Annotated in this window: 19 protein-coding genes and 1 other RNA gene; 18 read left to right on the forward strand and 2 right to left on the reverse strand. The window is 43.6% G+C overall.

What is annotated here, in order from left to right:
- The first annotated feature begins 209 nt into the window (after nucleotides 1-209).
- The 12 genes from A0765_RS01500 (at nucleotide 210) to A0765_RS01555 (ending at nucleotide 12,998) form a co-directional block, all read left to right on the forward strand.
- Complete coding sequence (locus A0765_RS01500) at nucleotides 210-866, forward strand: HAD family hydrolase (protein ID WP_062004311.1); 657 nt, start codon at nucleotides 210-212, stop codon at nucleotides 864-866.
- 181 nt (nucleotides 867-1,047) lie between these two features.
- On the forward strand, nucleotides 1,048-1,515 hold the full coding sequence (gene tadA / locus A0765_RS01505; protein WP_179856133.1) for a tRNA adenosine(34) deaminase TadA: 468 nt from the start codon (nucleotides 1,048-1,050) through the stop codon (nucleotides 1,513-1,515).
- 32 nt (nucleotides 1,516-1,547) lie between these two features.
- An RNA gene (gene ffs, locus A0765_RS01510) (signal recognition particle sRNA small type) lies at nucleotides 1,548-1,646 on the forward strand.
- A gap of 366 nt (nucleotides 1,647-2,012) precedes the next feature.
- Complete coding sequence (locus A0765_RS01515; RefSeq protein ID WP_032911308.1) at nucleotides 2,013-3,362, forward strand: glucose-6-phosphate isomerase; 1,350 nt, start codon at nucleotides 2,013-2,015, stop codon at nucleotides 3,360-3,362.
- 593 nt (nucleotides 3,363-3,955) lie between these two features.
- On the forward strand, nucleotides 3,956-5,305 hold the full coding sequence (locus tag A0765_RS01520) for a hypothetical protein (protein WP_062004315.1): 1,350 nt from the start codon (nucleotides 3,956-3,958) through the stop codon (nucleotides 5,303-5,305).
- Between the two features lie 75 nt (nucleotides 5,306-5,380).
- Complete coding sequence (locus A0765_RS01525) at nucleotides 5,381-6,358, forward strand: hypothetical protein (RefSeq protein WP_068981944.1); 978 nt, start codon at nucleotides 5,381-5,383, stop codon at nucleotides 6,356-6,358.
- A gap of 112 nt (nucleotides 6,359-6,470) precedes the next feature.
- The gene (locus A0765_RS01530; protein ID WP_062004319.1) at nucleotides 6,471-7,361 is read left to right on the forward strand and encodes a hypothetical protein; all 891 of its coding nucleotides are present in this window, start codon (nucleotides 6,471-6,473) and stop codon (nucleotides 7,359-7,361) included.
- A 235-nt stretch (nucleotides 7,362-7,596) separates the two neighbouring features.
- Nucleotides 7,597-8,295, forward strand: a complete 699-nt coding sequence (dapD, locus tag A0765_RS01535) for a 2,3,4,5-tetrahydropyridine-2,6-dicarboxylate N-acetyltransferase (RefSeq protein ID WP_062004321.1) — start codon at nucleotides 7,597-7,599, stop codon at nucleotides 8,293-8,295.
- An 87-nt stretch (nucleotides 8,296-8,382) separates the two neighbouring features.
- Entirely contained in the window at nucleotides 8,383-9,516 is a 1,134-nt protein-coding gene (locus A0765_RS01540) for an N-acetyldiaminopimelate deacetylase (protein WP_062004323.1), read from the forward strand.
- Between the two features lie 20 nt (nucleotides 9,517-9,536).
- On the forward strand, nucleotides 9,537-10,073 hold the full coding sequence (locus tag A0765_RS01545) for a 5-formyltetrahydrofolate cyclo-ligase (protein WP_062004325.1): 537 nt from the start codon (nucleotides 9,537-9,539) through the stop codon (nucleotides 10,071-10,073).
- The gene (locus A0765_RS01550; RefSeq protein WP_062004326.1) at nucleotides 10,057-10,740 is read left to right on the forward strand and encodes a rhomboid family intramembrane serine protease; all 684 of its coding nucleotides are present in this window, start codon (nucleotides 10,057-10,059) and stop codon (nucleotides 10,738-10,740) included. The genes A0765_RS01545 and A0765_RS01550 overlap by 17 nt, the downstream gene beginning before the upstream one ends.
- A 281-nt stretch (nucleotides 10,741-11,021) precedes the next feature.
- Entirely contained in the window at nucleotides 11,022-12,998 is a 1,977-nt protein-coding gene (locus A0765_RS01555) for a C69 family dipeptidase (protein ID WP_062004328.1), read from the forward strand.
- 98 nt (nucleotides 12,999-13,096) lie between these two features.
- Here the strand turns inward: A0765_RS01555 and galU are convergent, their stop codons facing one another.
- Together galU and A0765_RS01565 are read right to left on the reverse strand one after the other, a co-directional pair.
- Complete coding sequence (galU, locus tag A0765_RS01560) at nucleotides 13,097-13,999, reverse strand: UTP--glucose-1-phosphate uridylyltransferase GalU (RefSeq protein ID WP_062004330.1); 903 nt, start codon at nucleotides 13,997-13,999, stop codon at nucleotides 13,097-13,099.
- Between the two features lie 30 nt (nucleotides 14,000-14,029).
- Entirely contained in the window at nucleotides 14,030-15,046 is a 1,017-nt protein-coding gene (locus tag A0765_RS01565) for an NAD(P)H-dependent glycerol-3-phosphate dehydrogenase (protein ID WP_062004331.1), read from the reverse strand.
- A 158-nt stretch (nucleotides 15,047-15,204) separates the two neighbouring features.
- Here A0765_RS01565 and A0765_RS01570 point away from each other — a divergent pair, with 158 nt between their 5' ends.
- The 6 genes from A0765_RS01570 (at nucleotide 15,205) to A0765_RS01595 (ending at nucleotide 23,103) form a co-directional block, all read left to right on the forward strand.
- Nucleotides 15,205-16,911, forward strand: coding sequence for an ABC transporter ATP-binding protein (locus A0765_RS01570; RefSeq protein WP_062004334.1), 1,707 nt, complete (start codon nucleotides 15,205-15,207; stop codon nucleotides 16,909-16,911).
- A gap of 1 nt (nucleotide 16,912) precedes the next feature.
- The gene (locus A0765_RS01575) at nucleotides 16,913-18,691 is read left to right on the forward strand and encodes an ABC transporter ATP-binding protein (protein ID WP_062004336.1); all 1,779 of its coding nucleotides are present in this window, start codon (nucleotides 16,913-16,915) and stop codon (nucleotides 18,689-18,691) included.
- Between the two features lie 159 nt (nucleotides 18,692-18,850).
- Nucleotides 18,851-19,837, forward strand: coding sequence for a substrate-binding domain-containing protein (locus A0765_RS01580; protein WP_062004338.1), 987 nt, complete (start codon nucleotides 18,851-18,853; stop codon nucleotides 19,835-19,837).
- A complete protein-coding gene (locus A0765_RS01585; RefSeq protein WP_048766093.1) occupies nucleotides 19,837-21,150 on the forward strand; it encodes a sensor histidine kinase in 1,314 nt (437 codons plus the stop codon). Before A0765_RS01580 ends, A0765_RS01585 begins: the two co-directional genes overlap by 1 nt.
- Complete coding sequence (locus A0765_RS01590; protein WP_045500388.1) at nucleotides 21,143-21,826, forward strand: response regulator transcription factor; 684 nt, start codon at nucleotides 21,143-21,145, stop codon at nucleotides 21,824-21,826. The genes A0765_RS01585 and A0765_RS01590 overlap by 8 nt, the downstream gene beginning before the upstream one ends.
- On the forward strand, nucleotides 21,823-23,103 hold the full coding sequence (locus A0765_RS01595; RefSeq protein ID WP_062004340.1) for an ABC transporter substrate-binding protein: 1,281 nt from the start codon (nucleotides 21,823-21,825) through the stop codon (nucleotides 23,101-23,103). Before A0765_RS01590 ends, A0765_RS01595 begins: the two co-directional genes overlap by 4 nt.
- Nucleotides 23,104-23,250 lie beyond the last annotated feature (147 nt).

Below are 23,250 nucleotides of genomic sequence, written 5' to 3' on the forward strand. Positions count from 1 at the left end.
TAATGAAAAAGAGAGTGGGACAGAAATCGGTAATTCGTTAGAATTCGATTTCGTCGTCCCACCTCCGCACAGTTGAGTAGGGCTGTAGAAGCTGATGAAATCAGCTTAGTAGAGCCCACTCAACCACTGCGTCTTGCTCGACAATCCAAAGACAATTGAGAGGCTAGGACTTTTGTCCCAGCCTCTTTTTGAAAGCAGAGAGAGGAAAAATGTATCAAACGATTTTATTTGACCTAGACGGTACCTTGACCAATTCAGAACAAGGGATTACCAACTCAGTGGCCTACGCCTTAGGAAAATATGGGATTCAAGTGCCAGACAAGAAGGCATTGAGGGTTTTCATCGGTCCGCCCTTGCAGGATTCTTTTGAGCGCTTTTATGGATTTTCTAAGGAAGAATGTTTAAAGGCCATTGATTACTATCATGAGTACTTTTCCGAAAAAGGCCTTTATGAAAACGAGGTCTACCCAGGCGTTCCTGACTTGCTGGCTTCTCTGAAGCAGGCTGGCAAACAGTTGATTGTAGCTACGTCAAAACCTGAAGAATTTTCCATTCAGATTCTCAAGCATTTTGGCTTGTATGATGATTTTGACTTTGTCGCTGGTGCGACCATGGATAGAAAACGTAGTAAAAAAAGCGATGTTATCCAGTATGCCTTAGAGCAAAATGGGATTACAGATTTGGCGCATACCATCATGATTGGAGACAGGGAGCACGATGTGCTTGGGGCTCAAGCGCAAAAGCTTGATTCTATCGGTGTCCTTTATGGCTTTGGTAGCAAGGAAGAATTGGAAGAAGCCGGCGCCACCTATATTGTCCAAGAGGTTGGAGAAATTGCTAAAATCATCAATATTCAAAAAGCTTAAGCTTTATTTAAGATAGGCCGGCTATACTAGAAGCATAAACAAAGACCTCCTAACTTTGTTTAAACCTCCTAAACTTTTTCATAATAATCTCCCATAAGAGTCGCCCAATCGGCGGCTTTTTTGTGAGTCATAAGCTGCCTGTGGTATAATGAACAAAGAAACTGAAAGGAAGAGGAAAGTGATGGATTACACGATAGAGGAAAAAGAAATGTTTATGAGGGAGGCGCTGAAGGAGGCGGAGATTGCCCTCGCCAATGATGAAATACCGATTGGCTGTGTTTTGGTCAAGAATGGTCAGATTATCGGACGCGGGCATAATGCGCGTGAGGAGCTGCAGCGGGCGGTCATGCATGCGGAAATCATGGCGATTGAAGAGGCCAATCAGCGTGAAAATAGCTGGCGCCTATTGGATACGACACTTTTTGTCACGATTGAGCCCTGCGTCATGTGTAGCGGAGCTATCGGTCTGGCTCGCATTCCCAAGGTGATCTATGGGGCGAAAAACCAGAAATTCGGTGCTGGGGGCAGTCTCTACGATATCCTGACGGATGAGCGGTTGAATCATCGCGTAGAGGTTGAAAGTGGTCTTTTAGAAGAAGAATGCGTGGCGATTATGCAGAACTTTTTCAGAAATCGCAGGAAAAAGTAGAGAAAATTAGCCAAAAAAGAAAGTTTGTGTTATACTAATTAGTGGAGCAACAGTTCTGCGTGAAGCGGGTCAGGGGAGGAATCCAGCAGCCCTAAGCGATTTGAGCTGTGTGCTCTTTTCTATTGCTCTTGATGAATCAAGACTGAAAGTCGCAGATGAGTTTAGAGGCATTGACGCAGTTCGAGCAAAGTGAGAACTAGGTTCCGAAAACTACAAAATCAAGCCTAAAAGTCGCAGATGAATCTTAGAGCAATCGACACAGTTTTTCTGATGGGACAGAATCTTTGAATCTCAACCTACCCATGAAACTGGTGACAGGGATTTTGTGGTAAAAATAGCAGATTGCGCAAACGATTGCGTTCGCTTCTGGTCTAGGATTTGCAAAATTGTAAAAAAATTAACAAAATTTTATATTAAAGCGTTTTCATCGAAGGAATTACTTGCTAAAAAAGTATGAAAGCGATATGATAGAGTGGAAGAAAAAATGGAGGAATATCATGTCACATATTAAATTTGATTATTCAAAAGTTTTAGATAAATTTGTTGCCCCACATGAAGTGGAGTACATGCAATCACAAGTAACAGCAGCAGACGAATTGATCCGCAAAGGAACTGGTGCTGGAAGCGACTTTTTGGGTTGGTTGGACCTTCCTGAGAACTACGACCGCGAAGAGTTTGACCGCATCTTGAAGGCTGCGGAGCAAATCAAATCAGACAGCGATGTTTTGGTTGTGATCGGTATCGGTGGATCTTACCTCGGTGCTAAAGCGGCCATCGACTTCTTGAACCACCACTTTGCTAACTTGCAAACAAAAGAAGAACGCAAAGCGCCGCAAATCCTTTACGCTGGAAACTCAATCTCATCTACTTACCTTGCTGACTTGGTAGAGTACGTAGCAGACAAAGATTTCTCAGTAAACGTGATTTCTAAATCAGGTACAACAACAGAACCAGCGATCGCTTTCCGTGTCTTCAAAGAACTCTTGGTTAAGAAATACGGTCAAGAGGAAGCCAACAAACGTATCTACGCAACAACTGACCGCCAAAAAGGTGCTGTTAAGGTTGAAGCAGATGCGAATGGTTGGGAAACATTTGTAGTTCCAGATGACATCGGTGGACGTTTCTCAGTCTTGACAGCAGTTGGTCTGCTTCCAATCGCTGCATCAGGTGCAGACATCAAAGCCCTTATGGAAGGTGCGAATGCAGCTCGTAAAGATTACACTTCAGACAAACTTTCAGAAAATGAAGCTTACCAATACGCAGCCGTTCGCAACATCCTTTACCGTAAAGGTTATGCAACTGAAATCTTGGTAAACTATGAGCCATCACTTCAATACTTCTCAGAATGGTGGAAACAATTGGCTGGTGAGTCAGAAGGAAAAGACCAAAAAGGGATCTACCCAACTTCAGCTAACTTCTCAACTGACTTGCACTCACTAGGTCAATTTATCCAAGAGGGAACTCGTATCATGTTTGAAACAGTTGTCCGTGTTGACAAACCACGCAAGAACGTGATCATCCCTAGCTTGGAAGAAGACCTTGACGGACTTGGTTACCTTCAAGGAAAAGACGTTGACTTTGTAAATAAAAAAGCGACTGACGGTGTTCTTCTTGCCCACACTGACGGTGATGTACCAAACATGTACGTGACTCTTCCAGAGCAAGATGCCTTCACTCTTGGCTACACTATCTACTTCTTCGAATTGGCCATTGCCCTTTCAGGTTACTTGAATGCCATCAACCCATTTGACCAACCAGGTGTTGAAGCCTACAAACGCAACATGTTTGCCCTTCTTGGTAAACCAGGATTTGAAGAATTGAGCAAAGAACTCAACGCACGTTTGTAATATAGAACGCAGCCTCCCTTTGGGGAGGTTTTTTGCTCTTTTAAAAATCAACTGTTACCATGCTTTATTAGCCAGCCTGCTATCTGGCTTTTTCCTTACTTGTCCACTCAGCGATGGTTTTCCTTTCCCTGATTATATGTTACAATCAGAGAAGATGCAGTAGCAATGGGATAGACTTTTATCAAAAAATTGAGCTTGTTACTATTTGGGCGGCTCTGGAAAAGCAGAGGACCAAGATTGGGAAGGAGTTCGGATGAAGTTATTATTGGCTGAAAAAGTGAAACAAAAATAGTCATATATAGTTGGTTTTGTGGGCACGGACGAGAGTTTGTGCCTTCTTGCTTGTGTGCCTTCAAGCTAAGCTGGTTCAAAATATGATATACTGGAATAAAGTTATATTAGCATGACAAGTTTCAGGGTAGGCTATTGTCTTGAAACAGTTAAGTACACAAGGTAGAAAATCTGATAGTTTGCGTAGCTATTTGACTGGTATGGTTATAGAAAAGAGAATAGCAGCATTCAGCGAAGAGTCAGTGTGAAGTTAATAGAGTCGTCTTTTCAATGATAGAAGAGCCAATAGATGAGGAGAAGTTATGGGAAAGAGAAATCTGGAAGCTTTGAGGCAGAAACATCAATCAAAATTCAAGAAGGCCCAAACGAAAAAGCCAGCAAATAGCCAACCATCCTTTCTATCCAAATGGAAAACCAAGGAAGACAAAGATATCAAACCATCTGCTGGACTGAAAGAAGTGCAGGGAGGACCAAAAGAAAATCATCCTCGTCCATCTGTTTCGCCTCCATCAAAAGCGGCCTTTCCAATAGAGAGCTCAAGCAATGAGTTGTCTGCCGTCTCTTCAATAGAAGACAAAACCGGCTATGGGGCTAAACCAAGTCCTCAAGACCAGCCAGTGTTTTCTGAGCAGTTAGAAGGAGCTCAGCAGGTAAAGGAGCCTCTGTCGCTTCTGTCGCAGAATTTGTTGGAATTAAAGCAGAGAGAGCTGAAGCGTCTCATTTCTAGCTTAGAATCACTGAAAGCTAACAAACAAAACCAAGTCCTTGGTGGAAATCAAGCTAGCCAGCCGGTGTCAGGCCTTGTTGAACCAAAGCAGACAAAGCTTTCTCCGCGAATAAGCTCGAATGAGCTTGCTAGAGAGATAGATAAAGTAGAGTTTAAGAAGAAAAAACTAGGATTCTTTTCTAAGATATGGGTGATGGTACTTTCCAGTTTGGGGATTTTGACTTTTTTGGCTGAGGCTGGAAAAACGTGGCTAGAGATGGAAAAGGTAAAAGATAAAGAAAAAGCTGCAGCTATTTCTCGTATGTTAGACTCATATGGAAAGGATCAAGATTTGAAATCTGATAATCGTCCAGAATGGATTGCTAAAAAAGAAGAGTATCAGTTTCATATTAGCTATGATGATGTTACTTCCTTGTTCTCAGACTTCACTTCATCGGTTCCAAATCTGACAAAGGTCGACGAGGTGGTTGCAAAGTTAGGGAAAGCTGAGTCTGGTAAAGAAATGGAACAAGATGATCTAATCAAGACGATAGCTTTAGACTATTCACAAGCGGGGACGGAAGCGAAAGTTAACCTCTCTTTTAAGAGCTATTTTGGACCGTCTGAAACTCCTAAGTTGCAGTCCCTAAAATGTGCTCATCTCAGTAGTGCGCATCTACCAAACCGAAATGCTCAACTCACTCGTCAAGAACTTGCTGGTATAGAGAAAGGAAAGACCTATCAAGAGATTGTCAGTCAGTTGGGACTTCCAGAGCGCCTTGATTGGAATGGGGGAATCTTGGGCAATGCTACTCTATCGATTTATTACCGTTTAGAGGATGGGCAGGAAGCCGGTTTTTCTTTTGAAAATAATAAGTCTCAGAGCTATCAATTAACAGATAGTTCGGGTTTGGGAAATGAAGCGGGAGATGCAGGTGCTCAGTAGCGCTTGCCTAGCAGGAGAATCAGCCGTTTGTAGAAAGGGAATGAGCAATCAAGTATTTAGTTGATAGGTGAAAAGGTGAGAGATAGAAATTTAGAAGCATTGAGGCGGGAGCACAAATCCAAGTTTAAAGCTAGAAACACTTCGTCGGTCAAGAATCAGCGGGAACGGGGAGGAGCTGCCCTCGAACAGACAAAGGAAGAAACAAGGAAAGAAAAGCTAGGAGAGAATCAGTTTGGAGTTAAAACTGGTTGGAAATCGAGTAGGCTTAGAACAAGAAAGAAGGGGAATGTTAAGTTTCTAGTTGCTGCTTTGGCGAGTCTGGTCTTGCTATCATTAGCCCTTCTTTTGCTCTATCGTTTTCTTTCAAATATGGGCACTCGTGACAGAAGTATTGACCAAATAAGCTGGGAATCGAGCCAAGAAAATATAGCTTCTGCTTACGTTGCAGACTCGTCTAGCGAATGGGAAGTTTCGGATCAAGAGGAGTCGGCATCGTCGGCTTCTAGTGCTGACAAGGAGCCAGAAAATATGACTTGGACTTTCGAGGATGTCCTAGCTCTGCACGTTTCTTCGCCTGGGCAAGGGGCGAGTGAGCAACTGTCTCCGACAGCAGAGGAAATTGCTGAACGATATGGAAAAGCAAGTTCGGGAAGTGTGGCCAAAGATGGAGAAGAAAAGGCTCTCTACCTTTTTTATCTCTCATCAGGTGGAGGGCAAATCGTCAAGCTCTATTTCAATCTTATCGGAGATCAGTATCGGCTGAATACAATTCGAGGGGAAGGATTGCTTAGCCAGTCTCAATCAACTCATTCGGATTTATGGACTGAGGAAGATTTTCAGGATTTTACTGTGGATAAATCAGCACCAAGTAAAAATTTACAAGCAGTGTTGGAACGATTTGGTGTGCCACAAGTTATCAATAAGTCGGCGGACTATAAGAATCAAACGACAGTTTACATCAAATATAAACTAAAAGATGGAAGATATCTCTATTTAGAGTTTGTCTTAAGTCCAACAGGTGATTATGAGTTGACTCGGAAGAGTGTCTATTGATAGGAAGTGCTTGGTGCTAGAGCTTGGCTTATTTAGCAGAAGTTGTTTTTAGAGGAAAGACAGGAATTACTAGAAAAACAAGAGGAACTTAGGTTCCTTGGAGGAGATGAGGATGGGAAAAGGAAGAAAAGTCCAAAGAGAATGGGGAAAAAGGTCAAGTTTAGACCAAAAAAAGCAGAGAGCCTTCTCTAATGATGGCTCTCGAGAGTCGGGTTTTGAGTTTTCAAGTAAAGAAAAGCGGCGAACAGAGTCAGCAGGCAATCCCAATGGCCAGCTTTTAGCAAAGTCTGTGCTATCTCGTTATGCCTCACTCTTAGTGATTGCTGCAGGTCTAGTGGGACTGATTAGCTTCTTGATGATGTATATGAGACCAGCTTTTAAGTCAGAAGGAAATCAATCAGCTATATCGTCTGTTAATACTGTTCCGACAGAATCAGAAAATAAGATTGAGATCCTGACGGAGGGGAATTCAGCTTTTATTGAAAAGAATCGAGAGGTCGATTTTCCATTCGAAGAGATATTCGAGTTGATTAAAACCATGAACCAACCTAATGTGTCTCCAGAGGATATCGTTGAGAAGTATGGGAAAGCCAGCTCTGGGAGTGTGGATAATCGCGTGAAAGGCAGTAAATTGGTGATACTTTCCTACAATTTAGTAGGAAGAAAAGGAGTTGTTAATATGCATCTTAGGAGTACTGGAGGAGGAATGGAGCTCTATAGTGTATCTGCCGATTTCTTCCAGAATGCTGGGGAATCAATTACGAAGACAGTTGATGATTATCGGTTGCTCATTCCCAAAAGTGATCGAGAAGGAATGGAAGTCAAGCAAGCCATTGCAGAACTGGGGATGCCAAAGAGTATTTATGCTCATAAAACGCTTAAAAAGCAAGTTGTTTTTTTTAGTATGAGCTATCTAACTAAGGAGAAGATGTCTGTTTCTTTGTATTTTGACGAAGTGAATGGGACTTACCGCCTCACCAGTATGATGACAAGTACGGTCTGATACCCTAGACTAGAGAGCGCGGAATTTTTCTTAAATAGACAAGGATAGAAAGATGGGAAAAAGAGATAAGGAAGGCCAACTTCATCTGAATAAACTCCAAGAGTCCAAATAGCATACTAGCTGCTACTAAAGTCCTAACTGTATAGCCGAATTGTGTTATAATAGAGAAATAAAAGAGATAGGAGAGGGACTATCTTCTCCCAACAAAGAATAGAAAGAACAAAGAGGTGACGCCATGTCTGCTACTAAAATGAACGCTCAAGAAATTATCAAATTTATCGCTGATGCCAAGAAAAAAACTCCTGTCAAGGTAACTTTTGATGGAGAATTGCACGGATCAATCCCTTGGTCTGTTGTGAAGTTAGGCAATGTTCTTTTTGGAGACTGGGAAGAAATCAAGCCGCTCCTAGTGAACTTAGAGGAAAATAAGACCTATGTTGTAGAGCAGGATGCCCGCAATTCAGCGGTGCCGCTTTTGGATAAGCGCGACATCAATGCCCGTATTGAGCCGGGCGCTATTATCCGTGACCAAGTCGAAATTGGTGATAATGCTGTCATCATGATGGGGGCAGTCATCAATATCGGTGCGGAGATTGGTGCTGGGACCATGATTGATATGGGTGCCATTCTGGGCGGCCGAGCGATTGTTGGCAAAAACAGCCATGTCGGTGCTGGTGCTGTTCTGGCGGGAGTCATTGAGCCTGCTAGTGCTGAGCCAGTTCGGGTCGGAGATAACGTGCTGATTGGTGCCAATGCGGTTGTGATCGAAGGTGTACAAATTGGCAGTGGTTCCGTTGTTGCGGCTGGTGCGATTGTGACCCAGGATGTTCCGGAAAACGTAGTAGTTGCTGGTGTTCCAGCTCGAGTTATCAAGACCATTGACGAGAAGACCCAGCAGAAGACAGTCCTGGAAGACGCTCTGCGTACTCTTTAATATTGGTTAAAAGATAGCCGCCCTTGAACTTCATCGGGGCGGTCTGACTCTTTGTTTGTTCTGACAGGATTTTAAAGGAAAGAAACAATGCTTGATTATCTGAACATTCGCCGTGATTTGCACCAGATACCAGAAATCGGTCTGGAAGAATACAAGACTCATGCCTACCTGATGCAGGTCATTGATGGACTGACAGCAGGTCTAGACTTTGTGGAAATCCGAACTTGGCGGACAGGTATTTTGGTCTTTATCAAGGGAAGTTCGCCGGATAAGACGATTGGTTGGCGGACAGATATTGATGGTTTGCCGATTGTGGAGGATACAGGACTGGACTTTGCTAGTACCCATGAAGGTCGGATGCATGCCTGCGGACACGATATGCACATGACGGTCGCTCTAGGCCTGCTGGAACAAGCTGTGAGCACTCAGCCCACCCATAATCTACTCTTTCTCTTTCAGCCTGCTGAGGAAAATGAAGCTGGCGGCATGCTCATGTATGAAGATGGTGCCTTTGGTGACTGGTTGCCAGATGAGTTTTACGGTCTCCATGTGCGGCCGGACCTCAAGGTCGGTGATATTGCGACCAACAGAGGAACGCTCTTTGCTGGCACCTGTGAAGTCAAGCTGACTTTTAAGGGGAAGGGGGGGCATGCGGCTTTTCCTCATGAAGCCAATGATGCTTTGGTGGCGGCTAGCTACTTTATCACCCAGGTGCAGACCATTGTCAGTCGCAATGTCAATCCTATCGAGGGGGCGGTTGTAACCTTTGGTTCGCTCCATGCTGGCACGACCAACAATGTCATCGCAGAAACAGCCTTTTTGCATGGCACCATTCGGACTCTGACTCAGGAGATGAATCTCTTGACTCAGAAGCGCTTACGGGAAATAGCAGATGGCATAGCCCAAAGTTTCGGTCTGGAATTGGACTTGGAGCTTAAACAAGGTGGCTATCTGCCTGTGGAAAACCATCCTGGTCTGGCAGACGAATTGATGGATTTTTTCCAGAAGGAAGAAGGCGTGCAGCTGATTGATATTGAGCCGGCTATGACAGGCGAGGATTTCGGTTATCTGCTCAGCAAGGTCAAGGGCGTCATGTTCTGGCTGGGAGTGGATAGTCCCTATGCCCTCCATCATCCCAAGATGACACCGGACGAGGCAGCACTGCCCTTTGCTATTGAAAAGATTGGGAAATTCCTAGATTATAAAATCAACGAAAGATAAGAAAAAGGTGGACGACCTGCATGAAAAAAGAGCTGAGACAAACTGTACTAAAGCAAATGAAAAAACTGTCGGTAAAAGAAAAAGAGCAGGCAGATAGCTGGCTGACCCAGCACTTGCTCAGTTCAGCAGCTTATCAAGAAGCTCAGGTTATCGCTACCTATCTTTCTATGCCGCATGAAGTCTCTACCGCAGCCTTTATCAAGCAGGCTCAGTTGGATGGTAAGCGGGTTTTGGTGCCTAAGACCTATGGCCAGGGTCGGATGATATTTGTGGACTATGATGAAAGCCGCCTTCAAAAGAGCTCTTTTGGTCTTATGGAGCCAATGAGCAAAGAGGCTGTGGATAAGACAGAAATTGATCTGATTCATGTGCCGGGTGTGGTCTTCAGTTCTCAAGGTTTTCGGATTGGTTACGGCGGCGGCTACTATGATCGCTATCTAGCTGATTATGAAGGAGCAAGCATCAGCACTATTTATGCAGTCCAACAGGCAGAATTTACACCAGCTCAACATGATGTTGCGGTAAAGGAGTTACTTATTTATGAAGCAGATCTTTGATAGAGACTATCCTGTGACAAGCATCCTGCTTATCCTAACGAGCCTTGTTTTTGTCTTGATGTTTCTTTCTTACGGTTTTCAATACAGCAGTTCCGAAGCCTTGTATCACTTTGGAGCCGTGCACGGTTACACGATTCAAGCGCTGCCGGAGCAGTTTTGGCGGGTTTTTGCTGCTATTTTTATCCACATTGGTTTGGAGCATTTTGTGGTCAATATGCTGACGCTCTACTTCCTTGGTCGGCAGATTGAAGCTATCTTTGGCTCATGGAAATTTTTGATACTCTACCTGATGTCAGGCGTGATGGGGAATTTATTTGTGGTCTATTTTTCACCCAATAGCCTGGCAGCCGGGGCGTCTACTGCTCTTTTCGGCCTTTTTGCTTCCGTTGTTGTGCTTCGTTATGCTACGCGAAACTACTATCTGCAGCAGCTGGGTCAGTCCTATATGAGCCTACTGGCTGTCAATCTGGTCATGAGTTTTTTACCGGGAATTAGCCTTGCAGGCCACTTGGGCGGTCTAGTTGGCGGAGCTTTAGGAGCTGTGATCTTACCAGTTTCGGGAGAGCGCTACGCTTTTAGCAAGACTCAACGATTTTTAGCACTGGCAGCCTACCTTGGATTAGCAGCTATTTTGATTTTTCTGACTTTTCAACGACCAATTTTTTGAGAAATGAATTCAATTACCGCTTTTTAAAGCGGTATTCTTTTTATAAATATGATTTTTATAAAGCAAGGAATTTTACTTTAAAGAGGCATAATATGGATAAATTAGGAATAAACTAGTAATATTTCTATCTCTACTTTTTCATTAATGTATGTTTTCTCTATTTTCTATCTGTAAAAGGTATAAAAAAACATTTTTGTAAGCGCTTGCAAAAAGACCTAAAAAGGACTATACTATTACTATAAACATCAGGGGTATTCCCCAAAAATAAAAAGGAGTTCATAATGAAGAAGACAATCTTTAAAATTGCTATTTCATTAATGGCAATCATGCTCTTACCTATCCAAGCTGTGCAAGCCTGCTGTGGCTTCATTATTGGTCGGCATTTGACTAAGGATGGATCAACACTTTTTGGTCGTACAGAAGACTATCCTTACTACCCGAATGGTGGCAAGCACAACAAAAACTATGTTGTTGTGGAAGCCAAAAAATATAAGGAAGGCGACCAGATTGTGGATGAGTCCAATGGTTTCACCTATCCACGTGCAGCCAGCGAAATGAAATATACTGCAACCTATGATTCTGCGCGTGGTGATGGTAGTAACGGTGCTTTTGGAGAACATGGCTTTAATGAAGCAGGTGTTTCTATGTCATCCACAGTCACAGCAATCCCAAATAAAAAGGTCCTTGAAAAAGATCCTTTAAAAGCAGATGGGCTGGCCGAAGCTGCTATGTTAGATGTGATTTTGCCTCGTGCCAAAACAGCTCGTGAAGCAATCGAGTTGCTTGGAAAAGTCATTAAAGAAAAGGGTTCTGCTGAAGGGAATACAGTGGTGGTTGCCGATCAAAAAGAGACTTGGTACATGGAAATCTTGTCTGGCCACCAATACGTAGCCGTGAAAGTGCCTGAAGATAAGTATGCAGTTTTTGCTAATACTTATTACCTTGGTCATGTAGATTTGAAGGACAAAGAAAATGTTATTGCTTCTGAAGATGTAGAGAAAGTAGCCAAAGAAGCAGGAAACTACAAGACAGATAAAGATGGCAATTTCCACATTGCTAAATCATACGGACCTGAAAAATATGCAGAAGGCGACCGTTCTCGTACGTATGCAGGAATCACACTTCTTGATCCAAAATCTAAAATTACTTACGAAGATGAAGAGTACGAACTTTTCCGCTCCCCAACAGATCCAAACAAGAAATTCACTCTTGAAGATGCCTTTGCTTTGCAACGGAACCGCTTTGAACATCTGAATGGCCGTTTCGTACCCGATGATCAAATTGGTGTTAAGAAACAAGGTGATGATGGGGCTAATGATGCTGTTCGGAAAGATCAGTACAAATACGCCCTAGGTAATGAAAATGTTATCGATGCTCATGTCTACCAAATTGATCCGAAACTGCCAAAATCTTTCGGTGGTAAAGTTTGGCTCGGTTTGGGACCATCACGCAATACACCATACGTGCCTTTCTACGGTAACGTTCAGGATACTTACAAGGCCTTCAAGCCACAGACAGCTACTTATGATCCAAACTCATGGTACTGGACAGTATGGCACATTGACCAAATGGCTATCAAGAATCAAGATATCTTTGGCAAGAGTGTTCAAGACCATTGGAAAGAGTTGGAAAAACAATGGATTATTGAGCAAAAAGCAAGAGATGATAAATATACTGCTTTGAAAGGAAATGAAGAAGCTGCGAAGGCTGCAGAATCAGAAGTAACCAATGAAGCTTTAGCTAGATCTGAGCGTCTATTTGGATATTTCAAGAACTATGAAGCTCAAATGCAGGCTCAATTAGCAGCAGCTGGACGTAAAGATGATCCATATAGAGCGTCTCTTCCTGATGATTATAAGGAACCATCTACTCCAGAAAAAGAACCTGAAAAGGAATCAGAGAAACCAGCTCCTGGTCAAGAACCAGAGAAGAAGCCAGAAGATCCAGCTCCTAGTCCAGAGCCAGAAAAAACTCCAGTCATAACAGTTGCAAATGCAGCAGGCAATCCAAATAACCGCTTTGGTTATGCGGCTACAAAAGGTAAGATAACAAGTGTCCAAGTCTTTGAACAACCAAAATCTTACGGTGAAGCCCCTAGTTCAGAGCCAGAAAAAACTCCACAAACCACAGTTGTTAATACAGCAGGCAATCCAAATAACCGCTTTGGATATGCGGCAAGTTCGGAAGGTGGAAAAAATTTCAAGAATGTAGAATCATTCCCTAACACTAACTACTCTTCCAACCAAGACAATAAGTAAGTGAATAGCTTATAAGAAAACACCTAGATTTACTAGGTGTTTTTCTGTACGATGATAAAAGCTGACGCATTAGCTAATCTATTGCTTGAGCGCTTCTATTATTTTTTCGCTTTCTTATCTAATTTTTTGCCTAAATCGATAATGTACTGTTTCAAATCGTCTTTGACTTGAGGGTGTTTGAGGGCGTAATCGATAGAAGTTTTCATGAAGCCAAACTTGTCGCCGACATCATAGCGGTCGCCTTTAAATTCACGGGCAAAAACGCGCTGAGTCTTGTTGAGGGTATCAATGGCATCAGTCAGTTGGATTTCATTGCCCGCACCAGGAGTTTGTTTTTCCAAGATCTCAAAAATTTCTGGCGTGAGCAGGTAGCGACCGATAATGGCCAAATCACTTGGTGCATCTTCTGGTGCTGGTTTTTCAACAAATTTTTCAACGCTGTAGAGGCCATTGACGCCTTCGCCTTGCGGTGCAATAACGCCATAAGCAGAGACTTCTTCGTGAGGAACCTGCATAACTGCAATGGTAGATGCGTGGGTTGCTGCGTAGTCATCCATGAGTTGTTTGGTGAGTGGCACTGCCTTGTCATTGGTAATGTCCATCAAATCATCACCTAGCATGACCACAAAAGGTTCATTTCCGATGAAGGCCTTGGCTTGAAGTACGGCGTCCCCGAGTCCACGTGGGTGACTCTGACGGATGAAATGCAAGCCAATACCAGTGGTTTCATCCACCAACTTGAGCAGGTCGTTCTTGCCCTTTTCTTTGAGGTTATATTCTAGCTCAAAGTTGGAGTCAAAGTGGTCCTCGATGGAGCGTTTTGACTTCCCTGTGACAACTAGAATGTCTTTGATTCCAGATTTGAGAGCTTCCTCGACGATAAACTGAATAGTTGGTTTGTCAACGATCGGCAGCATTTCTTTGGCCAGTGCCTTAGTGGCTGGCAAGAAGCGGGTTCCGAGACCGGCTGCAGGGATGACTGCTTTTCTGACTTTTGGCATAAATTTCTCCTTTATAAAAAATACTATGAATTAAGACCACTCATTTTCAGCTTTGAATTCGTTATTCATCATATCATGAATAGCATCTTTGATATCATGGCCGTCATAGATGACCTTGTAAATAGCTTGGGTAATTGGCATGTAGACACCGAGCTCCTGAGCTAGTTCGTAGGCTGCCTTGGTGGTAGAGATTCCTTCGATAACCATGCCCATATTAGCTTCAATATCAGCCAGTTTTTCGCCGCACCCCAGCGCATCTCCAGCCCGCCAGTTGCGAGAGTGGATAGAGGTTCCTGTGACAATCAAGTCGCCGACACCAGAAAGACCGCTGTAAGTCAGAGGGCTAGCTCCAAGTTTGACACCCAGTCGGGTAATTTCAGCCAGACCGCGTGTGATGATGGCAGCTTTGGCATTGTCACCATAGCCCAGTCCGTGGAGAGCTCCAGCTCCGACTGCAATGATGTTTTTGAGAGCACCTGCTGTTTCTACTCCGACGACATCGGTATTGGTGTAGAGGCGGAAGTAGTGGTTGCTGAAGAGCTCCTGCACATATTTAGCGGTTTCGAGGTCCTTAGATGCTGCGGTAATCAGGGTAATATCGCGGACGATGGTTTCCTCAGCGTGGCTAGGGCCTGAGACAACGACAATCTCGCTGCGCAGCTCTGCAGGGATTTCCTCTTCCAGAATAGTCGAAATTCGTTTGTGGCTGTTAGGCTCTAATCCCTTGGATGCGTGCATGATTTTTACCTTGTGATCCAAGGTTTGCGCAACTTGTTTGGCTACTAGACGGGTCACCTTGGTCGGTACGACAAAAAGCACAGCATCTACGTTCTCTAGAGCATCGTTCAAGTCATGATAAGCCTTAATTTCCTCGCTTAGAACCACATCTTTGAAATAGCGTTTGTTTGTATGCTGGTTATTGATCTCGTCAATCTGCTCTGCAATATTGCCCCAAATCCGGACTTCATGGCCATTATCATTGAGGACTTGCGATAGAGCCGTTCCCCAAGAACCGGGGCCAACCACAGCAATTCGTTGTTTATCCATCTTTTCTCCTTGTACGAGACCCACAAAAGGACTCACTTGCTTTTAGAGTTATTTACTATATTGTACCATACAATAGTTGAAATTTCTTACTTGACATTGTTTTTATCTATGATATAGTAAGGAAGCTAAACAAAGTTAAAAATCTACGAGGAGGAATTATGTTCAGAAAAGCTTTATCAGCCTATAAATTATTTATCTTTCTATCTCTTCTTATGACATCGCTGATGCTGGCTAGCTCGCTGTTGCAGCCCCTGTATTTCAAAGATGTCTTGAATGCTCTTTTGTCAGGAAATCGGGAAGAAATCTATCGTTTGGGAGCCTGGTTGCTGGGCTTTGGTCTGGTTGGCTTGCTCGCTGGCGGGGCAAATGTGACCCTGGCAGCCTATATTGCGCAAGGTGTGTCGTCAGATTTACGGGAAAAAACCTTTCGGAAAATTCAGACTTTCTCTTATGCCAATATTGAACAGTTCAATGCGGGGAATCTAGTCGTCCGAATGACCAATGACATCAACCAAGTGCAAAATTTGGTCATGATGATGTTCCAGATTTTATTCCGCCTGCCTATTTTATTTTTAGGTTCCTTTATTTTGGCGGTGGTGACCATTCCCTCCTTGTGGTGGGTCATTGTCTTGATGGTCTTTTTGGTCTTCTTTTTGACAGGAGTGATGATGGGCTTGATGGGGCCACGCTTTGCCAAATTCCAAGTTCTCTTAGAAAAGATCAATTCGATTGCCAAAGAAAATCTGCGTGGCGTCCGTGTCGTCAAATCTTTCGTGCAGGAGAGAGAGCAGTATCAGAAATTTACGCAAGTTTCAGATGAACTTTTGGAGCAAAATCTCTTTATTGGCTATGCCTTTTCGATCGTTCAACCGATGATGATGATCGTCGGCTATGGGGCTGTCTATCTGACCATGTGGCTCTTGTCTAGCATGATACAGATGGATCCAGGTTTGGTTAGCTCGATTGTTTCTTTCATTTCTTACTTGAATCAAATCATGTTTACCATCATCATGGTTGGCTTTTTGGGCAATACCGTTACGCGCGCTATGGTGTCGATTCGGCGGATCAAGGAGGTATTGGATACAGAGCCAGCGATGACCTTCAAGAATGAAGCTGAAGAAGATTTGGAAGGTAGTCTGGTCTTTGACCATGTGACCTTTACCTATCCGACAGATACAGAGCCTATGCTCAAGGATATTAGCTTTGAAGTCAAACCAGGAGAGATGATTGGTGTTGTCGGAGCGACGGGAGCAGGGAAATCAACTCTGGCCCAGCTCATTCCACGCCTTTTTGATCCTCAGGAAGGTTCTATCAAGATTGGTGGCAAGGACTTGCGCGACATTAGTGAAGCTTCGCTGAGAAAAAATGTTTCCATCGTTCTGCAAAAAGCTATTTTATTTAAGGGGACGATTGCGGACAATCTGCGTCAAGGGAAGCAAAATGCCAGCCTGCCAGAGTTAGAACAGGCGGCGCGCATTGCTCAGGCAAGCGAGTTTATCAATCGAATGGAAGACACCTACAACAGCCGAGTCGAAGAACGGGGAAATAATTTCTCCGGCGGACAAAAGCAAAGAATGTCGATCGCGCGTGGTGTCGTCAGCAATCCCAATATTCTTATCCTAGATGACTCGACTTCCGCTCTGGATGCCAAGTCCGAAAAGTTGGTCCAAGAGGCGCTGAACAAGGATTTGAAGGGAACAACGACCATCATCATTGCCCAGAAGATTAGCTCTGTGGTTCATGCGGACAAGATTTTGGTGCTAGATCAAGGGCGCTTGATTGGCCAAGGTAGACACGCAGACTTGGTTGCTACAAATGATGTCTACCGAGAAATTTATGAGACACAAAAAGGAAAGGAGGACTAAGATGAAGACAGCAAAATTTTTCTGGCAATATTTCAAGCAGTATAAACTGGCCTTTTTGGTCGTCATGATTATGATTGTCATCTCGACGGTTTTACAGGTTCTCTTTCTGATTTTTACAGGTCTAGCCATCAGTGAGCTGGTGGAGTTGGGTAGTGCTTTTGCGAGTGGCAAGCTTGCTTCAGGTGATGTTTCAGCCTTTGCCACTTTCCAAGGAATCATGTGGAATTTAGCGCTGGCTTTCATCTTCCTTTCGCTATCGAGCTTGATTTACATGCTGCTGATGAGTCGGATCATTTCCTACTCAACCAATGAAATGCGCAAGGGGCTCTTTGGGAAATTGGCTCGCTTGACCGTTTCCTTCTTTGACCGCCATCAAGATGGGGATATCTTGTCGCGTTTTACCAGCGATTTGGATAATATCTTGCAGGCTTTCAACGAGAGTCTAGTCCAAGTGATGAGCAATATTGCTCTCTACATCGGTCTGATTATCATCATGTTTATACGGCATGCGACCTTGGCTTGGGTGACGATTGCCAGTACGCCAGTAGCCATCATTGTCTTGGTGTCTATCGTCAAGCTGGCTCGTAAGTACACAGACTTGCAGCAAAAAGAAGTCGGTCAGCTCAATGCCTATATGGACGAGACGATTTCCGGCCAGAAGGCAGTTATTGTGCAGGGAATGCAAGAAGAAGTTATCAAAGGCTTTGTCCAGCAAAATGATAAGGTTCGGTCAGCAACCTTTAAAGGACGCGCTTTTGCTGGTTTGCTCTTTCCTGTCATGAACGGAATGAGCCTGATCAATACGGCTATCGTGATTTTTGTGGGCTCAGCCATTATGCTCAATGATTCTAATGTAAAGACCTCAGTAGCCATTGGTCTGATTTCAACCTTTACACAGTTTTCTCAACAATACTATCAGCCCATCATTCAGGTTGCGGCAAGCTGGGGAAGCCTGCAGCTGGCTTTCACTGGTGCAGATCGGATTCAGGAAATGTTTGATGCGCCTGAGGAAGTGCGCCCGCAGAATGCTCCAGCCTTTACCGAGCTGAAAGAAGGCGTCGAGATAAAGCATGTGGATTTCTCTTATGTCGAAGGTAAGCCGATTTTGAAAGATGTTTCCATTTCAGCGCCAAAAGGCAAGATGATAGCTGTTGTAGGACCGACAGGATCGGGCAAGACGACCATTATGAACCTGATCAATCGTTTTTACGATGTGGATAAGGGCAGTATCGAATTTGACGGGCGCGATATCCGAGACTATGACTTGGATAGTTTGCGCAGTCATGTCGGTATCGTTTTGCAAGATTCTGTCTTGTTCAGCGGAACCATTCGAGACAATATCCGATTTGGAGTGCCGGATGCCAGTCAGGAGATGGTTGAAATTGCTGCGCGTGCTACCCATATTCACGAGTATATTGAAAGCTTGCCTGATAAATACGACACAATCGTAGATGATGATCAAAACATCTTTTCAACAGGTCAAAAGCAATTGATTTCGATCGCTCGAACCCTTTTGACCGATCCTCAAGTACTGATCTTGGATGAGGCCACCTCCAACGTTGATACGGTAACCGAGAGCAAGATCCAGAGCGCGATGGAGGCCATTGTGGCAGGTCGAACCAGCTTTGTCATCGCTCACCGTCTAAAGACCATATTAAATGCGGACCAGATTATTGTCTTAAAAGATGGGGAAGTCATTGAAAGAGGCAATCATCATGAATTGCTGCATCTAGGCGGCTTCTATTCTGAGCTCTACCACAATCAATTTGTATTTGAATAAATATATACAGAAGCGGAGGTATTCCATGAGAATGCCTTTGTTTTTTGTTTTTGCTATTCATTTATTACAGGATTCAAGAAACGTTTTGATTTTTCGCTTGATTATAATATAATAAACGTAAGTGAAGTGTTAATAAGTATAGGTGACTAGGAGATAGAAATGGGATCAAGTAAGGGGAAAAAGAGGATTCAGACTTGCCAGAAATGTGCTCTCTGGTCTATTTTTGTGCTGGTAATCTGTTGCCTTACTTTTATTTATTCTAAGGCTAGTATGCCCGATAGCAATCAAATGAAAATCGGGGCGACCTATATGACCATGAACAATGATTTTTATCAAACCTTGAATGCTGAATTGGAGAAAAAAACCAATCAACAGGGGAGTCGGCTCTATGTTCGTGATTCGGAATTGGATGAAAAAAAGCAGAGTCAGCAAATTGCTTATTTTATCAAAGAGAAAGTGGATGTCATCGTCATCAACCCAGTAAAGAGTGATAGTCCAGATATTATCAGGGCTTTGAATGAAGCTAAAAAAGCTGGCATCCGCATTATCGTGGTGGATGCGCCGATGAGCAAGCAAGTAGTCGTTGACACGACTATCGTGTCGGATAACTATCAAGCGGGAGTTTTGATTGCTAAAGATATGATGGGTCGGCTTCCCGAGGCGAATATTCTCTTGCTTGAACACCAGAATGCCATCTCAGCTATGGACCGGCTACAGGGCTTTCTGGATACGATCAAGGGACACTCAAGCTATCGAACCGTTTCTCAGCTGGAGACTTTGGGACAGACCGAAGAAAGCATGCCTCAGGTCAAAAATGTCTTGGATAATGGCTTGGAATTTAACGTTGTTATGGCTCTTAATGACCGTGCAGCAATCGGTGCCTTGGCAGCAATCAAAGATCAAGGTGTTGCAGAAAAAATTTATATCTATGGGGTTGACGGCTCTCCAGATATTAAGAATTTTTTAGCCAATACGAATGACATTCAAGGAACAGTGGCCCAGTCGCCTATTCAGATGGGACGAAAGGTGGCAGAAGTGATTGAGCTGCTGCGGGAAAAGAAGTCCTGTGATAGCCAGTATTTGATACCAGTCCGTTTGATAAACAAGGACAATATCAGCGAGTATACAATTACAGGGTGGCAGTAATGAAACCAAACAAAAGCATTTTTTACAGTAAAATAGCTCTGATGGTCATCAATTTTATAGCCATTGTCTATAATGCTTCGATTTACCTCTTTGCAACTAATTATGTCGTAACAAGAGGATTCAGTCACTCGCTTTTGGAGCGCTTAGATGCCATTCCAGGATCTCCCAGTTTCATTTTTCTGATTTCCATTATCTTTTATGCCTGCCTATTGCTGGTGATGTACTATCGGGAAAAGCATCCCAATCAGCTATCCGTTTATGATAAGGTGACCATGATTGAGATTTTACTGATGCTGGTCATCTTTACTGCTTTGCATTCGTCTTACAATGGGCTGATTCTTCTCGTTTTTGCAGATATTTTCTATGGATCTAAGGAGTTCAATGCCTCCAAGGATAAAAAATACTGGTTTTCCTTTATTATCTTGAGTTTCAGTATGTTGCTATTGTCAAACTACGACCTGCTGTCACTCTTTGTCAAACTGCCTTCATTGGATACCTATATTCGTTTTTATCCAGAATCTATACGTTTGCTGTTGCTTTTTGGTAAGAACTTTCTTTTCTCCTTAAATATTGTTGTCTTTATGATTTCCTTGCTCTTTTATATCATGTCGGCGATTACAGAGCGGCACCGGATTGAGGAGGAACTTCGCATGGCTTCCCAGGCCAATCGGGAGTTGAACAGCTATCTAGCCTTATCAGAAAAAATTGCTGAAGACCGAGAAAGAAAGCGGATTGCTCGTGAGATTCATGATACACTGGGCCATGCTTTGACGGGTATCTCAGCGGGAATTGATGCCATCAAGGTACTAGTAGATATTGATACCGAGCGGGCCAAGGAGCAGCTCAATAATGTCTCGGTCGTCGTTCGTGACGGGATTCGGGATGTTCGAGGTTCTCTCAATAAAATGCGGCCGGGAACTTTGGAGAATAATAGTTTGAAAGAAGCTTTGTTAAAGATTATCCGAGAGTATGAAGCCATTTCCAACTTGGATATCCATTTTCTTTATGAATGGGATACGATCGATTTAGATATTGCCAAAGAAGATATTGTGTTTCGCATCGTGCAGGAATCAATTACCAATTCTGTGCGTCACGGGCACGCCAAGACCGTTTGGATTGAGTTGTTAGAAAAAGAAAATTATATTATGACCATTCGAGATGATGGTGTAGGTTTTGATGAATTGCATTATGGCTATGGCTTGAAGCAAATGCAGGAACGGTTGGCTATTATCGGTGGGAAGGTTCATTTTGAAAATCGAGATGGCTTTTATACCTACATTGAAATCCCCAAAATAGGAGGTTGGAATGATTAAAGTTTTAATTGCAGACGATCAGGCCTTGATTCGTGAGTCTCTGCAAATCATCCTGTCCGCTCATGCTGACATCGAGGTAGTCGGGACAGTTGGAGATGGCAAGGAAGTTTTGGAAAAGCTTCATCGGGTACGTCCAGATGTAATTTTGATGGATATCCGTATGCCGATCATGGACGGTGTACTCTGTACCAAGGCTGTCAAGGAACAGTATCCGGATGTTAAGATTATCATTCTGACGACCTTTGATGACGATGAATTTATCTTTTCCGCTCTCAAATACGGCGCGTCTGGCTATATTCTCAAAGGGGTTTCGACAGAAGAGCTCCACGAAGCCATTCAGACAGTCTATCGAGGCGGAGCTATGATTAATCCTAATATTGCCACCAAGGTCTTCAAAATCTTTTCACAGATGGCCCAGTCCAACTTTGCTATCACGGTGTCAGAGGAAAATGTAGAGGACATGAGCCGGACGGAGTGGAAGATTATCCAGCAGATTGGCTTTGGGATTTCTAATAAGGAGATTGCAGCTAAGCTTTATCTGTCGGAAGGGACCGTGCGCAACTACTTATCAGGGATTCTATCTAAACTGAATCTGCGCGACCGGACTCAGCTGGCTATCTGGGCCGTGCAGACCGGAGTCACCCAGCGAGACTTTAGCAAGGGAAGTGACAAATGAAGTGGCGACTTAGACATTTGGTTGTTCTTGTTTTGGTTCTTGTTTCAGGTATTTTAAGCTTTGCACTTTGGTCGTCTAGTCATGAAAAAGTCCTACGCATCGGTGTCTATGCGGGCTCTAGCTGGGATGTTCCAAATAGTCGTGAAAACAAGGCCATGGACAGCCTGATTAAAAAGTTTGAAAAGGCACATCCTCATGTTAAGGTTGTTTACGAAAGCGGGATTCCCAAGAAGGATTACGCTGACTGGTTGGCAGAGCAGGTTTTAAAAGGCGAACAGCCAGATCTTTTCATGGTGCCAGAAAATGACTTTAGCATGTTGGCTTCAGCTGGTGCCCTCAAATCCTTGGATACCCTCCTAACGGATGATGAACGGACAGCCTTTTATCCCGTCGCTTATGAAGCTGGACAATATCAGGGAGTCAGCTATGCTCTTCCAGTTGAGAGCAATCCTATCATGATGTGTGTCAATAAGGACCTGCTTGAAAAAGAAGGAATCAGCATTCCTGAGTCAGGTTGGACCCTGGCAGATTTCTATGAGATTTGCAAGAAAGTAACCAAGGATACCAATGGCGATGGTGTGGTGGATCAGTACGGTATTACAGATTATACTTGGCAGCAGGCTCTGGTAGCTTACGGCGGCCATCTTACTGATAAATCTGGTATCAATGTAGACAGCGCAGAGTTGCACCAAGCCTTGGCCTTTATGAGCAAGTTAGATATGCTCAGCCAGCATTATAAGGTGACTTCTCATGACTTTGATGAGGGGCGAGTAGCCTTCTATCCTATGAGTCTAGCCCAGTATCGGACCTACAAGCCTTATCCTTATCATGTTGCCAAATATTCTAGCTTTTCTTGGACCTGTATCCCGATGCCAACAGCCAATAGCAAGGTGATGGGAACGCAGGTCAAGACTTCCCTCTTTGGCATGTCTTCCAACACTAAGCAAGAGAAGCTGGCTTGGGAATTTATGCTCTTGTTGTCACAAGACAAAGAGAGCCAGCAGACCTTGTTTGAAAAATCGCAGGGAACATCAGTCTTGCCCTCTGTCGTGAAAAGTCAGCAAACCAGAAAAATCTTGCAGGCAGATGACTTCGGCTTGGATTCTCTGACTTCTGAGAGGCTAAATAGTATGATGGAGCGTTCTATCATAGATATTGGACAAGAAGTCGATCGGCAGACCTTGGAAAGGCTTGATTATTTGATTAAGGAAGCTCTGGGAAATCAAGAGATTGACAGTGCCTTGCCGAGCATTCAAATAGAAATAGAAAGCAGATAATTTTCTGCTTTCTTTTTTATTTCTAATTAAGTTAGAAAAAAAGCCACGGGTGACTAGACCAATATGACATTTGTCACATCTAAACTCACATTTGTCATCTTTTCAAAGTGACATTTGACAATAGGGAAGCGATTTCATTTTGTGTAC

The sequence above is a fragment of the Streptococcus cristatus genome (assembly GCF_001588905.1).
Taxonomy (GTDB): Bacteria; Bacillota; Bacilli; order Lactobacillales; family Streptococcaceae; genus Streptococcus; species Streptococcus cristatus_N.